Below are 13,814 nucleotides of genomic sequence, written 5' to 3'. Positions count from 1 at the left end.
TGGAGCTAGGACTATGATGCATCGTCTTATCATGGCTGCCGACGTCGAAGTGGGCAGCATCGTTGGCGCCGACCTCCCGGATGGCCGCCGCGTCGCGGTGTACAACACCGGGGAAGGCTACTACGCCACCGAGGACCAGTGCACACATGGCAAGGCCTCGCTTTCCGAGGAAGGGATACTGGACGGCTGTGTCGTCGAATGTCCATGGCATTTCGGCAGCTTCGACGTGAGCACCGGTATGCCGAAGGCGATGCCCTGCACGGTGGCCCTCCGCATTTACCCCGTCACCCAGGAAGACGGCTGGATAATGATCGAAATCGACGCGTAGGATGCGGCAGTCAAAAGGATTGAGCTCATGATCCCTTCCAATGATCCAGAAATCGGCAGCAATGTCGTCGCCAACGGCATCGGCACCAACTACCTCGAGGCCGGTGAGGGATCGCCGCTGATCCTGGTGCATGGTTCAGGGCCGGGCGTGACTGCCTATGCCAATTGGCGGCTGGTCATCCCGAAACTGGCTTCTCACTTCCGGGTGATCGCCCTGGATATGGCCGGATTCGGCTATACTGAACGTCCCCAGGATGCGGATTACAGCATGGAATTCTGGCTGGCGCATCTGAGCGGATTCCTTGACGCGCTGGGCATCCAGCGCGCCTCGTTCGTCGGTAATTCTTTCGGGGGCGCGCTCACACTGGCCTTCGCGGCGCAATATCCGGACCGAGTCGACCGTTTTGTCCTGATGGGATCGGCCGGGGTGGAGTTTACTTTGACGTCAGCCCTGGACGCCGTATGGGGTTACGAGCCATCGGAAGAGAGCATGGCCCACCTCATGAATCTCTTCGCCTACGACAAGTCGCTCCTGTCGCCCGAATTGATCCAGTCGCGCTACAAGGCCAGTATCCGGCCGGGCTATCAGGAGAGTTATCGGTTGCTGTTTCCCGGCCCGCGCCAGCGCCACGTGTCTCGGCTGGCGACGCCGGAGGAGGCAATCGCCAGGATCGACAAACGCGTGCTGCTGCTTCACGGTCGCGATGACGTCGTGGTCCCGCCGACCACAAGTCATCGCCTCGTGCAGCTCATTCCCCGTTCAGAGCTCCACCTGTTCGGACAATGCGGCCACTGGGTGCAGGTCGAGAAGTGTGGTCCCTTCTGCGAACTGGTGACGCGGTTTCTCAAGGGCAATCTGGATTGACGGCGGTTCCACCCTGGCGAATATGACGCGGATGGCTGGCAACGGGGCGGGTTGATGTCCCGGCGGCAGGGGCGGATGCGCTCTTACCGCTGGCGGTGACACGGTGTTTTGGCTAAATTCCTCCATGACGCCGGGAGTTTTCCCATGAACCCAGAGAGGCCGAGGGGCCAAATCGAGTCAGGCTAGGCGCATGAATCAAAGCGATCAGGGAAAAAGCCCGCGACGGACCCAGGAGGAGCGCAGCGACCGGATGAAGCGGCGTATCCTGGACGCGGCCTTCGTCGTGCTGAAGGAGCGTGGCTATGCCGGCTTCACCACCGCCGAGGTCGCTAAACGGGCGGGAGTATCGCGCGGTGCCCAGGTGCACCATTTTCCCAGCAAGAACGACTTGGTCCTGGCCACTATGGAATATGTCTTCGACATGTCCCGGTCCTATGGGGTAGCGCTGGCGAAGAATTTACCGTTCTCCGACGATCCGCTCGATGCCGTCATAAAAGACGCCGCCACCTTCTATTTCAGCGACTATTTCTATGTTGGTCTGGACTGGCTGCTGACCGGTTGCAAGGATGCCGAGTTCAAGAAGCAGGCCTTGGTAATCATGCGGAACTATCGCCAGCCGGTGGAAGACGAGTGGCAGAAGACCATGCTGGACCATGGCATGTCCCCCGAACATGCAGCCGATATATTATGGCTGACGATCAATATCGTCCGCGGCGCCGCTATCCGTGCGATTTGGAGTCCCGATATGAAGCAGGTGGAACGCCTGCTCTTCGTATGGCGCGATATGGTTTCGAACTACCTTGAAGGCTCGCTCAAGCGCCGGAACCGCGTCTCTTGACCCGGCATCAGGCGCCCGGGCCCTCATAGGGATACGGCCCCTCTGGATCGCCGACGGTCAGATATTCCCACATCCGCTCGAATATGCCGCCAGCTCGAACCGCCCGATGTTCGATCTCGTGGGAGGTAAGCAGGGATGGATCGCCCAGGCCATGGAGGTCGAGGACAAAGCGTTCGATCCGTCCCGCCTCTTCCAGATACCAAGCGAACACCACGGCGTCCTGCAAGCTGGCGCCGACGGTAACTGCTCCGTTGCCTCGCATCACGACGGCTGGCGCCTCTCCCAGCGTTTCCGCGATTCCCTCGGCACGCACGGTATCACGGGCCAGCAATGGATCGTCCCAAAGTGGCGGACACGGCGCAAAGTAAGAGGCGAAACCATGCCATGGACGGGCAGTGATCCGCAGAACCGACAACGCCACAGTGATCGGAGGCATGATGCGGGCAACGCCGCCGACATCCGGCCGACTCCGATAGATCGCTTGGTGTATCCTGACTTCTCCCAGGGTGCCGACCGGCAATTCACCGTCAACCGGAACCACGATGCCATTCTCTCCGGCCGCGACCAGACCCATGGGCCTGGGACTGCAAACCAGAAAGCTGCCCGTATCCAGCCGTTGGCTGCAATGGCCATAAGCATGCACCAAGCCGTGGCGGCCAAGCGCACGGGCCGCGATGCGGACGAGTCTCTGACGGTCTGTCACTGGGTCCATCATACAAACAGTTGGAACTGTATCTATGAGACCATGAAACACGGCGACCAACAACGCTAAAGCTATGCCCCCTTCGTTTCACATTCAGACAGGAGGAAGCCCCCCGAATCATTCTTCTCGGACGGGAGGCCGCTCCAGTCACAGCGGATAAGGCAAGTATCTGAATTGGAACGGTTTATCTTTGTGGCCACCTCGGTATCGATGTTTGCATCGCGTCTCCGGAGGTCTGACGGGGCGAGCAATGCCAAGAAGCTGTTCGTCGGAGCTGGCAACGCCTCTGGCGCCAGGGGACTCAGTATGTCGGTCATCGACACAAACATTCTCGGTATCGCCAAAGGCCCACCATTGAAGAAAATCGGCTTAAAATACCAAAATGGCCTATCCGGCCTGGATCGCCGACGCTCCCTAACTGTAGCTCGACAGGTGGTGGCGGAAACGGCGTAGGCTGACCCAGAAGAAGCCGGCACCGACGGCGGCGGTGGCTGCCAGGTTGGGCCAGATCACCTCCAGTCCGGCGCCCCGGTGAAGAATGGCCTGGGCGATGGCAACGAAATGGGTCGAGGGCGACAACAGCGTCACCTGCTGGAGGATTTCCGGCATACTCTCGCGCGGGGTCTGGCCGCCGGACAGCAGCGTCATGGGTAGAATCACCAAGATGAACAGCAATCCCAGCTGCGGCATCGATTGGGCCACGGTTCCCAGGAACATGCCGAGGGCGGTGGTGAAGAACAGATAGATCGCCACCGCGGCCAGGAACAATATCGGCGAGCCCGCCAGCGGAACCGCCAGCACTCCTTCGATGACCACCTTCAGCGATATGGCGGTGAGTAGCAGGATTACCGCGCTGTTGGCCAGCACCTTGGCCAGCATGATCTCGATCGGCCGGACGGGCATGACCAGCAGATGCTCGATGGTCCCGTGCTCGCGCTCGCGCACCAGGGCGGCGCCGGCCAGCAGGATCGACAGCATGGTGATGTGGTCGATGAGTGTCATCATGCCGGAGAAACGTGGGGTCTGGATATCCTGATTGAAGGCGAAGCGCAGTTGCAGGTCGATCGCCGGGCGGTCGGTCGCGGCCTCGTCACGGCCGAGAAACCGTTGGCTTTCGTCGAGGATGATGGTCTGGATGTAGCCGGCGCCGATACCGGCCTGCATCATGGCGGTAGCGTCCACCAGGACCTGGACGACGGGCCGGCGGCCGGCGCGGGCGTCGGCTTCGAATCCGGAGGGGATGTCGAGGATGAAAGTAAAGCGGGCGCTGTTCATCGCCGGATCGATCTCGTCCAATCCGATGAGGACGGGTTTTTGGAAATGGGGCGGGAGGAACGCGGCCAGGATGTGCCCAGACAGAAGCGACCGGTCCTCATCGACGGCCGCGATGGCGGCCCGATGTAATTCGTGGGACAGGCCATAGGCCTGCGCGTAGATGGCGACGGAAAAGGCGTAAAGGGAAAAGGCGACAAGCACCCAGTCGTGGAAGAAGCTGGCGAATTCCTTACTGATCAGGGCTCTGATGGTGCTGAACCGTGCCATCACGTTTACCGCTCCTGCTTGCGCAACAGGGCCATGGACAGCCCCCACAGTGCGGGAGCGAACAGGACCAGGACGGCGATGAATGGGGCGAGATCGGTCAGGCCGAGGCCCTTGGTGAAGGCGCCGACGCTGATCTTGAGGAAATAGGTGGTTGGAAAGAAGGTGCCGACGGCACGGGCGCCGCCTTCCAGGCTGGAGACCGGCTGCAGCATTCCGGAAAACTGGGTGGCCGGCATGATGGTGATGACTGCCGTCCCGAACAGGGCGGAAATCTGCGTCCGGGTGAACGATGACATCAGCAGGCCGATGCCGGTGGTTGCCGTCACATAGGCTAGCGCCCCCAGCGAGAGGCCGGTCAGGCTGCCCCGTATCGGGACGTTGAACAACAGCACGGCCATCATCACCATCAGGACGAAATTGACCATGCCGAGAACAACGTAGGGTACCTGCTTTCCGGCGAGAAACTCGAAGCGGCTGGTGGGGGTGACGTAGAAATTGGTAATGGAGCCCAATTCCTTTTCCCGAACGATGCCCAGGGCCATCAGGATGGCGGGGATGAACACCAGCAGCAGGCCGATCACCGCCGGCACCATGGCCTCGACGCTGCGGAACGCCTGGTTGTAGCGGAAGCGGGTTTCCACCTGGACCGGCTCGGGGGGCATGGTAATGCCGTTCTCGCGGGCCAGCGCGTTCAGGAATTGCCGGTGCAGTCCGGTGACGTAGCCTTCTACCGTTTCCGCCCGGAACGGCATGGCGCCGTCCATGGTCACCGCGATCTCGGTTGGTTGCCCGCGCCGCAAATGGGCGCCGAAATCGGGCGGAATCTCCACCACCGCGACGACGGTTCCGCCGCGTAGCGCGAGAGTCGGCTCCGATCCATTGCGCAGCGTCGGCTTCTCCTTGAAATAGGGGGACCCCTGGAACTGCTCGATATAGGCGCGGCTTTCCGGCGATCCGTCGTGATTCAGCACGGTGAATGCGACATGCTCCACGTCCAGGGTTATGCCGTAGCCGAAGATCAGCATCAGGATCGCGGTTCCGAACAGCGCCACCGCCAGCCTCACGCGGTCGCGCAGAATCTCCAGCCCTTCTCGCCAGGCGAAGGCGCCGAGGCGCCGGAGCGAAAAGGATGGAGGCGGGGGCTGGCTTTCCAGCGGAGCCGGAAAGTGGCTGGCATCGCCGTCGTCCCCAGGAGGCAAGGCTTCTTCCATGAAGGCGATGAAGGCCGCGTCCAGGGAATGTACCCGGCGCTCCAGGCGCAGTTGCTCTGGCTCTCCGACCGCAAGCACCCTGCCGGCATGCATGAAGGCGATTCGGTCGCACCGGGCCGCCTCGCTCATAAAGTGGGTGGAAACGAAGATGGTCACGCCCCGGTGGCGCGATAGGGTGAACAATTCCCGCCAGAAGGCGTCGCGTGCCACCGGATCGACGCCGGAGGTCGGTTCGTCGAGAATCAGGATTTCCGGCTCGTGCAGAATAGCCACCGCCAGCGAGAGTCGCTGGCGGACCCCCAGCGGCAGATCGCCGGCCAGTTTGTCGAGATGGGGGGCCAGGTCGAAGCGGCCGACCAGATGGTCCTCGCGCCGCCGCGCCGCGTCCGGTGGCAGGTGGAATATCCTGGCATGCAGGCGCAGGTTCTTTCGCACCGTCAACTCGCCGTAGAGCGAGAAGGACTGCGACATGTAGCCGATCCGTCGGCGGGCCGACAGGTCCCGGGGATTCACCGGCATTCCCAGCAGGCGAACCCGGCCCGCGGTCATGGGCAGCAGGCCGGTCAACATTTTCATGGTGGTGGTCTTGCCGCAGCCGTTGGAGCCGAGGAATCCGAAAATCTCCCCTCGGCCGATGGAAAAGCTGACGTCATCGACGGCGGTGAAGTCGCCGAAGCGGCGGGTGAGGCCGCGCGCCTCGATCACCGGTGCCTCGCCGTCGCCGTCATGGCGGGGTGTCTTCAGCAGGGGACGATGATCGCGGCCGGCTTCCTCGGGAAGCAGGGCGACGAACACCTCTTCCAGCGTCTCGCGGCCGGCGGCCGATTTCAGCTCTTCCGGCGGGGCGCAGGCCAGCAGGCGGCCGCCATGGAATACCGCCACCCGGTCGAATTGCTCGGCCTCCTCCATGTAGGAGGTCGCGGCGAGGACGGTCATGCGCGGGCGGGTGGCGCGAATGCCGGCGATCAGTTCCCAGAATTGGCGCCGCGACAGCGGATCGACGCCGGTGGTCGGCTCGTCCAGAATCAACAGGTCCGGATCGTGGATCAGAGCGCAGCACAGCCCGAGCTTCTGCTTCATCCCGCCCGACAGCTTGCCCATGGGGCGACCGGCGAAGGCGGCCAGACCGGTACCGGCCAGCAGGGCGGCGACTCGCTCCTCGCGTTGGTGGGCGTTCAGCCCGAACAGCTTGCCGAAGAATTCCAGGTGCTCGCGCACGCTGAGGTCGGGATAGAGGTTGCGGCCCAGCCCCTGCGGCATGAAGGCGATGCGCGGCTGGACCCGGGCACGGGGTCGGGCTTCGGCCATGTTCGCTCCCAGGACCCGGACGCTCCCCCGCTGCAGGCGCTTGGCCCCGGCGATCAGTCCCAGGAGGGACGATTTGCCCACGCCGTCGGGGCCGATTAGCACCAGGCTGGAGGCCTCGGCGACCTCCAGCGACACTCCCTCCAACGCAGCCGCCTTGCCGTAGGCATGGTGGACTTCGTGGATGGCGACGGCCGGAGTCATGGTGTCATTGCCCCGTCGCTATCGCCTTGGTCAGATCGGATTCGAGCCAGTCGGGCCAGGCCGCGTCTGGGGCAAGTCTGACGTAGCCCATACCCGTCAACCCCGTCTTCACCTGCTCGATGTGTTGCCGCACCAGTTGCTCGGGGACGCGGATCTTGACGCGGTACATCATCCTGTCCCTTTCGCGCTGGGTTTCGACCTGCCGGGGTGTGAACTGCGCCCTGGGCGAGACGAACGAGACCTTGGCCGGAACGGCGCGGTCGGGCATCACGTCCAGGATGATGCGTGCTTCGGCGCCCAGGGCGATCCGGCCGGCCTCGGCCGTGGGCAGGAATAGGGTCATGTAGATGTTGGACAGGTCGATCAGGGTGGCCACCTTTCCTCCGGCGGCCAGCACTTCCCCCGGCTCGGCGAGGCGATAGAGGACACGGCCGGTACAGGGGGCGCGCAGCACGCCGTCCGCCACCAGATGGGTCTGACGTTCCACTTCCGCCCGGGCGGCCGAAGCGGCTTCTTTCGCCGCCTCCAGGCGGTTGCGCGCCGCCTCCAGGGCGGAAGCGGCGGTGCGGCGCTGGGACCGGGCCTGATCGACCCGCTGCTCTGAAACCGTGCCCTTGGACAGCAGGGTGGCGGCGCGCTCGAACTCGCGCTCGGCAAGCACCAACTCGCCCTTGCGCTGCTCGATCACGGCGGCGGCCTCGGCCTGGGTCATCCCGGCCTGCCGGACCCGGGCCTCGGCGGAGCGCAGGGATGCCTCAAGATCGGCAGTATCGATCCGCGCCACCACGTCGCCCACCTGCACCATATCGCCTTCCTGGAAGCGGATTTCCGCCACCCGGCCGGCATGCTTGGCGCTCAAATCCACCTCGTTGGCCTCGATGCGGCCATTGCCGCCGCCGATTCCGGCGGGGACCTCCCGTGACGGGTGGACGACCCGGTATGTCCCATAGACACCGCCCAGGATGACCGCACCACAGACAATTCCCATGATCATGCGGGACACGCGCATGGAACGGATCCTGCTTTCGAAGCGGTGAACCTTCCCCTCCGGCCAGAATGAGCGAATCTCAGGACGGGCTCAATCCACAATAGCCGGTACCTGACATGTCTCTCTTCGGGGCTTCCATCATGCCGATGGCGCGAACGACCCCACGGTGCCGTCGGCCAGTGCGATATCGAAGGCCACTCCGGTCATTTGTGTGATCTCGTGCATATCGACGTCGGGAGCGAGTTCGATCAGCGTGAGGCCGCCGCCTTGCTTGTCGATGGTGAAGACCGCCAGATCGGTGATGATCATATCGACTACCCCTACTCCCGTCAGCGGTAAGGAGCACCATTCAAGAATCTTGTGTTCGCCATCCTTGGCTGTGTGCTCCATGACGACCACGACCTTCTTGACGCCGGCCACCAGATCCATGGCCCCACCCATTCCCTTGACCATCTTCCCGGGAACCATCCAGTTGGCTAGGTCGCCGGTGCCGCTGACCTGCATGGCGCCAAGAATGGAGAGGTCGATATGGCCGCCCCGGATCATGGCGAAGCTGTCCGCCGACGAGAAATAGCTGGTGGTTGGAAGCTCGGTGACGGTCTGTTTTCCGGCATTGATCAGGTCGGGGTCCTCATCGCCCTCGAGAGGGAAGGGGCCCATGCCCAGCATGCCGTTCTCGCTTTGCAGGACAACCTTGACTCCCGGCGGGATGTAATTGGCCACCAGGGTTGGAATGCCGATGCCGAGATTGACGTAGAAACCGTCGCAGAGTTCACGGGCGGCACGTTCCGCCATCTGGTCGCGAGTCCAAGGCATGCTCTTTTTTCCCCCCCTCAGGTCCGTGCGCGCACGGTGCGTTGCTCGATCCGCTTTTCGTATTCGTGCCCTTGTAGAATCTTCTGCACGAAGATGCCGGGCGTGTGCACATGATCCGGATCGATCTGGCCGTTCGGGACCAATTCCTCGACTTCGGCGATGGTCACCGTCCCTGCGGTCGCCATCATCGGGTTGAAGTTGCGGCCCGTCTTGCGGAAAACCAGGTTTCCTTCAGCATCGCCCCGCCAAGCCTTGACGATTGACAGATCGGCCTGCAGCGCCAGTTCCATCACATAGGCTTCGCCGTTGAACACCCTGATTTCCTTGCCATTGGCCACCTGGGTGCCGACGCCGGTCTTGGTGAAGAATGCCGGAATGCCAGCTCCGCCCGCCCGGATCCGTTCGGCCAGAGTTCCCTGTGGGTTGAATTCGAGTTCCAGTTCCCCCGAAAGGTATTGCTGGGCGAACAGCTTGTTCTCGCCGACATAGGACGAGACCATCTTCCTGATCTGGCGGGTCTCGAGCAGCGTTCCCAGGCCGAAACCGTCGATGCCGGCATTGTTGCTGATGACGGTGAGATTCCGGACGCCGCTTTCCTTGAGCGCGGCGATCAGGTTCTCGGGGATGCCGCACAAGCCGAATCCGCCGGCCATGACCGTCATCCCGTCGAACAGCACTCCCTCAAGCGCCTCGGCGGCGCTTTTACAGACCTTGTCCATTGCGATGTCCCTGCCCTGTCGCCGGGTCTGGTGTGACCCGTTTCTTTTAAATGACTGACTAACCATTTACATTGTCAATAGGGCTGCCGTCAATCCCATTGAATCCATGTGTGGCCTAAAATGTGGGTGCTTGACACGGGGTGGTTCGAGCCGTACCTTCGGCGACAATAGTGACCGACAAGTCATTTTAAATGCCTTGGGGTCGAAGTCGCTCTCTTTGAATAGGGGGCAATCACGACGAGGAGGCGTCATGGAGTTCGATTTTGACGAGACGCAGTCACAGATCCGAGAGTCGCTGCAGCGGATTTGCAGCAAATATCCGGATGAGTACTGGCTCGAGCGGGACCGTCATGGCGGCTTTCCCGACGATTTCGCCAAGGACGTGGCCGAGGCCGGGTGGCTTGGAATCGCGCTTCCGGAAGCCTATGGCGGCGCGGGATTAGGCGTCACAGAGGCGGCGATCATGATGATGACCATCGCCGAATCGGGGGCAGGCTTTACCGGCGCCTCTTCGGTGCATATCAACATCTTTGGCCTGAAGCCGGTTGCGGTTCATGGCACCGAGGAGCAGAAGCAAGCCTGGCTGCCGCCGATCATTCAGGCCAAGGACAGAGCCTGCTTCGGTGTCACCGAGGCCAATGCCGGTCTCGACACCGCGCATATCCAGACCCGGGCCGAGCGCCAAGGGGATGTTTATGTGGTGAATGGCGGCAAGATCTGGACCTCGACCGCCCAGACCGCCAACAAGATCCTGCTGCTGGCACGGACTGCTCCCATCGAGACCACCCCCAATCCGATCGATGGCCTGACCCTGTTCTATACCGATCTCGACCGTAGCTGTATGGAGGTCAAGGAGATCGAGAAGATGGGCCGCAAGGCGGTGGATTCCAACATGGTGTTCATCGACAACCTGCGCGTGCCTGTCGGGCATCGTATCGGCCAGGAAGGCAAAGGCTTCCGCTACCTGCTCGAAGGGTTCAACCCCGAACGGATTCTCATCGCTGCCGAGGCCGTCGGGCTTGGCCGGGCCGCTCTCCGGCGGGCTACCCAGTACGCCAAGGAGCGGGTGGTGTTCGGTCGCCCCATCGGTCAGAATCAGGCAATCCAGCATCCTCTGGCACGCTGTTGGGCCGAACTGGAGGCCGCCAATCTGATGATCTTCAAGGCTGCCGCCCTCTACGACGCCGGCAAGCCCTGTGGCGCCGAGGCCAACGCGGCTAAGTTCCTGGCGGCGGAGGCTGGTTTCCGCGCCTGCGAAACCGCCGTCATGACCCACGGCGGTATGGGGTACGCCAAGGAATATCATGTTGAACGCTATCTCCGCGAGGTGATGATCCCGCGGTTGGCCCCCATCAGCCGGGAGTTGGTTCTATCCTTCCTTGCCGAAAGGGTTCTTGGATTGCCCAAATCGTATTGAGTGGATGAGGGAGGGCGGCCGTGCCAATCGATTACGATACTCTGATGGCTTGGCCGTTCCCTGACCGGGTACATGCCTACAGCCCCGATGACACGATCCTCTATGCCCTGGGAATCGGGATGGGGGGCACGGACGAGGAATTGCCCTTCGTTTACGAGGACGGCTTGCGGGCGGTGCCAACCATGGCCGTGGTCCTGGCCCATCCCGGGTTCTGGATGCGTGATTCCGGCACCGGCATCACCTGGCGGAGGCTGCTGCATCGGGATCAAAGTCTGACGATGTTTCGTCCGCTGCCGCCGGCGGCGACCGTTAAGGGCCGGACCTGGGTCAGCGGTTTGGCAGACCGGGGAGTGGGGCGGGGGGCATTGCTTTCCGTTACCCGAGAGGTCAGCGATGCCGAGAACGGCGAGGTGCTGTGCCGTATGGATTCCACCTATCTCTTGCGCGACGACGGTGGTTTCGGCGGTCCTTTGGAAATGGCGGTGGCACCGGCCGACATTCCCTTGCGGAAGGCTGATACCATCGGCGTCTTTCATACTTCGGTACGCTCCTCCCTGATCTACCGACTGTCGGGAGATAAAAACCCACTGCATGTGGACCCTCGTGTCGCGGCGGCGGCAGGGTTTTCCGGCCCGATTTTGCATGGGTTGTGTACCTTCGGAATTGCTGCGCGTGGAATTTTGGCTGGCTATTGCGACAACTGGCCGGAACGGCTTGCGTCGCTGCAGTGCCGCTTTACAGCTCCCGTCTATCCCGGTGAGACCATCCGCATGGAGATGTGGAAGGATGGCAGCCATGTCGCTTTTCGTGCCCATTCCATGGAACGGTCCGTGGTCGTGCTCGACCACGGCAAGGCGACGGTTTGCTGAAAAGCCTTTGGGGCGCCGATCGAGAAGTGCCAATACGGCTTGACAGAAATAGGACATCGAGCCATGACGAGAAACATTCCTCCAGTTCTGGTGTCTCATGCCAACGCGGTGGCCACGGTGGTTCTGAACCGACCGGCAAAGTTGAATGCCATCGACGACGACCTCACACTCTGCCTGGAGGAGGCATTGATTAGCCTGGACGCCGATCAGCACGTGAGGGTGGTGGTTATTCGTGGAGCTGGCCCCAGTTTCGCGGCTGGTGGTGATCTGGACGAGTTCATCGCTGATCCCTCGCGGGTGCCGGTCATGGTCGAACGGTTCCAGAATACCATGCGGGCGCTGACTGCCATGCGTAAGCCGGTGGTCGCCAGCCTGCACGGTGCCGTGGCCGGTGGCGGCCTGGGGATTGCCTTGGCATGTGATCTCGCCGTGGCGGCCGAGAATACCCGGATGATTTTTGCCTATTCAAAGCTTGGCGTCAGTTGCGATGGTGGCCTGTCCTACCGGCTTCCACGTTTGGTGGGGATGCGAAAGGCTCTTGAGATCGCCCTGGTTGATGCCCCGATCGGTGCGGCCGAAGCCTTGCGGCTGGGGCTTGTCAATCGCGTGGTATCCGGCGATGCGCTGGAAGCCGAAACGTCTCGGTTCGCGGAGCAATTAGCGAGGTTGGATCCGCTTGCCGTCGGCAAGGCCAAGACTCTGTTTTCCGGAGGTTGGGATCGGACCTTCGATCAGCAATTGGATGCCGAATTGGCAGCCTTCAAGATTTGCGCTGACCGTCCGGAATTTGTTGATCGAATCATGGCGATCAAATCACGCTCTTGATCAATTGATCGCGGAATTCCGGTGCCGCGATAGCCGTCAGTGCCTCAGCTCTCTCGTTGGGGGCTTTGTTGCGAAGCTCGGCGATACCGTATTCGGTGACGATGATATCGGCATCGACCCTGGCGCAGGTTACCTTTTCCACCCGGGAAACGATTCTCGACCGTCCCTTTCCCGCCCGCGACGGCAGGGCGATGATCGACCTGCCGTTGCGGGCAAGGCCGGCCCCTCGCATGAAGTCTCCCAGGCCGCCGATACCGCTCACCTGGCGGCCACTGATGAACTCGGCGTTGATCTGTCCGTCGAGGTCTATCTCGATGGCCGAATTGATCGCAACGAAGTTTTCGAGGCTGCGAATCACGTCGAGGTCGTGGGTATAGGATGCGGGGCGGAACGCAACGCAAGGCTCCTGGCCCAGAGACTGATAGAACGGCTGTGATCCGAAGGCGATACCGGTGACGGCGATTCCGGTATCCGTCGGTTTCCTCGCGCCGTTGATGTTGCCGTTCTTGATCAATCCCAGCACGGGTTCGGTCAGCAGGCCGGAATGAAAACCTAGGTCGTTCCGGGTGCGCAGGGCGGTCAGTACCGCCGTCGGAATACGCCCCATTCCCATCTGGATGGTGTCGCCATCATGAACCAGCGAAGCGACGATCTCCCCCAGCCTGCGGCTGACCTCATCCTCGGAATCGGCCGACGGCTCGACCAGCGGATGATCGACCTCGGCGACGTAGTCAATGATATCCAGGGGAATTCTGGGGCTACCCGGAGGGGTCGGCATTGAATGATTGATTTCAGCGATGACGCATTTGGTCCGCGACAATGCGGCGGGTACGAAATCCACCGATACTCCCAGGCTGCAGGTTCCCGAACCATCGGGTGGCGATACTTGGATCAGGGCAACATCGAAATCCCCGAAGGTTTCAAGGTATGAGATGATGCCGCTGTAGTGGAGCGGTAACAGGCGAGTCGCTCCCGTCGCCAGGGAAGGAGCCAGTTCCGGCGTCCCGAAGAACGCTGTCATCCTTGCCCCCAAGGCAAAGGAGGCGGGGTCCCACCGGTTGATCCCCGGCGGGAACACCCCGACATAGTGAGCATCGCCGCAGCTGCCTCCAGCTTCGCACAGGGCCGACAGGAGCGAGGTGGGCTCGCCCGACCCACCCTGTACGAAGACCCGGCTTCCGGCGC

The 13,814-nt window shown here is 62.1% G+C and carries 13 protein-coding genes; 6 read left to right on the top strand and 7 right to left on the bottom strand.

Annotated elements, in window-relative coordinates; genetic code table 11:
- The first annotated feature begins 31 nt into the window (after window positions 1-31).
- The 3 genes from CP958_RS06240 (at window position 32) to CP958_RS06230 (ending at window position 2,030) form a co-directional block, all read left to right on the top strand.
- Window positions 32-328, top strand: coding sequence for a non-heme iron oxygenase ferredoxin subunit (locus CP958_RS06240; protein ID WP_170958858.1), 297 nt, complete (start codon window positions 32-34; stop codon window positions 326-328).
- Window positions 329-355: 27 nt separating this feature from the next.
- Complete coding sequence (locus CP958_RS06235) at window positions 356-1,192, top strand: alpha/beta hydrolase (protein ID WP_096701121.1); 837 nt, start codon at window positions 356-358, stop codon at window positions 1,190-1,192.
- Between the two features lie 190 nt (window positions 1,193-1,382).
- The gene (locus CP958_RS06230) at window positions 1,383-2,030 is read left to right on the top strand and encodes a TetR/AcrR family transcriptional regulator (RefSeq protein ID WP_096701120.1); all 648 of its coding nucleotides are present in this window, start codon (window positions 1,383-1,385) and stop codon (window positions 2,028-2,030) included.
- A 7-nt stretch (window positions 2,031-2,037) separates the two neighbouring features.
- Here the strand turns inward: CP958_RS06230 and CP958_RS06225 are convergent, their stop codons facing one another.
- From CP958_RS06225 to CP958_RS06195, 6 genes are all read right to left on the bottom strand, one after another.
- On the bottom strand, window positions 2,038-2,742 hold the full coding sequence (locus CP958_RS06225; RefSeq protein ID WP_242442784.1) for a class II aldolase/adducin family protein: 705 nt from the start codon (window positions 2,740-2,742) through the stop codon (window positions 2,038-2,040).
- Between the two features lie 405 nt (window positions 2,743-3,147).
- Window positions 3,148-4,275, bottom strand: coding sequence for an ABC transporter permease (locus CP958_RS06215; protein ID WP_096701117.1), 1,128 nt, complete (start codon window positions 4,273-4,275; stop codon window positions 3,148-3,150).
- A gap of 5 nt (window positions 4,276-4,280) precedes the next feature.
- Window positions 4,281-6,995 (bottom strand): ribosome-associated ATPase/putative transporter RbbA, encoded by a 2,715-nt coding sequence (gene rbbA / locus CP958_RS06210; protein ID WP_096701116.1) that lies wholly within the window; start codon window positions 6,993-6,995, stop codon window positions 4,281-4,283.
- Between the two features lie 4 nt (window positions 6,996-6,999).
- Window positions 7,000-8,004 carry an efflux RND transporter periplasmic adaptor subunit gene (locus CP958_RS06205; RefSeq protein ID WP_096701115.1) on the bottom strand — a complete coding sequence of 335 codons (1,005 nt, stop codon included), beginning with the start codon at window positions 8,002-8,004 and terminating at the stop codon, window positions 7,000-7,002.
- Window positions 8,005-8,121: 117 nt separating this feature from the next.
- Entirely contained in the window at window positions 8,122-8,799 is a 678-nt protein-coding gene (locus tag CP958_RS06200) for a 3-oxoacid CoA-transferase subunit B (protein ID WP_096701114.1), read from the bottom strand.
- A 17-nt stretch (window positions 8,800-8,816) separates the two neighbouring features.
- Window positions 8,817-9,518, bottom strand: a complete 702-nt coding sequence (locus CP958_RS06195) for a CoA transferase subunit A (protein WP_096701113.1) — start codon at window positions 9,516-9,518, stop codon at window positions 8,817-8,819.
- A 130-nt stretch (window positions 9,519-9,648) separates the two neighbouring features.
- Between CP958_RS06195 and CP958_RS06190 the strand changes: the two genes are divergently transcribed.
- From CP958_RS06190 to CP958_RS06180, 3 genes are all read left to right on the top strand, one after another.
- On the top strand, window positions 9,649-10,935 hold the full coding sequence (locus CP958_RS06190) for an acyl-CoA dehydrogenase family protein (RefSeq protein WP_242442775.1): 1,287 nt from the start codon (window positions 9,649-9,651) through the stop codon (window positions 10,933-10,935).
- Window positions 10,936-10,955: 20 nt separating this feature from the next.
- Window positions 10,956-11,804 carry a MaoC/PaaZ C-terminal domain-containing protein gene (locus CP958_RS06185; RefSeq protein WP_096701111.1) on the top strand — a complete coding sequence of 283 codons (849 nt, stop codon included), beginning with the start codon at window positions 10,956-10,958 and terminating at the stop codon, window positions 11,802-11,804.
- A gap of 63 nt (window positions 11,805-11,867) precedes the next feature.
- Complete coding sequence (locus CP958_RS06180; RefSeq protein WP_096701110.1) at window positions 11,868-12,629, top strand: enoyl-CoA hydratase/isomerase family protein; 762 nt, start codon at window positions 11,868-11,870, stop codon at window positions 12,627-12,629.
- Here CP958_RS06180 and CP958_RS06175 read toward each other — a convergent pair.
- Entirely contained in the window at window positions 12,613-13,650 is a 1,038-nt protein-coding gene (locus tag CP958_RS06175; RefSeq protein ID WP_170958856.1) for an acetyl-CoA hydrolase/transferase family protein, read from the bottom strand. The two genes, CP958_RS06180 and CP958_RS06175, sit on opposite strands and share 17 nt — an antisense overlap.
- Window positions 13,651-13,814: the final 164 nt, after the last annotated feature.

The sequence above is a fragment of the Magnetospirillum sp. 15-1 genome (assembly GCF_900184795.1).
Taxonomy (GTDB): domain Bacteria; phylum Pseudomonadota; class Alphaproteobacteria; order Rhodospirillales; family Magnetospirillaceae; genus Phaeospirillum.
Note: the sequence above shows the minus strand (reverse complement) of the source record. Positions and strands in the feature narration are given on the sequence as shown.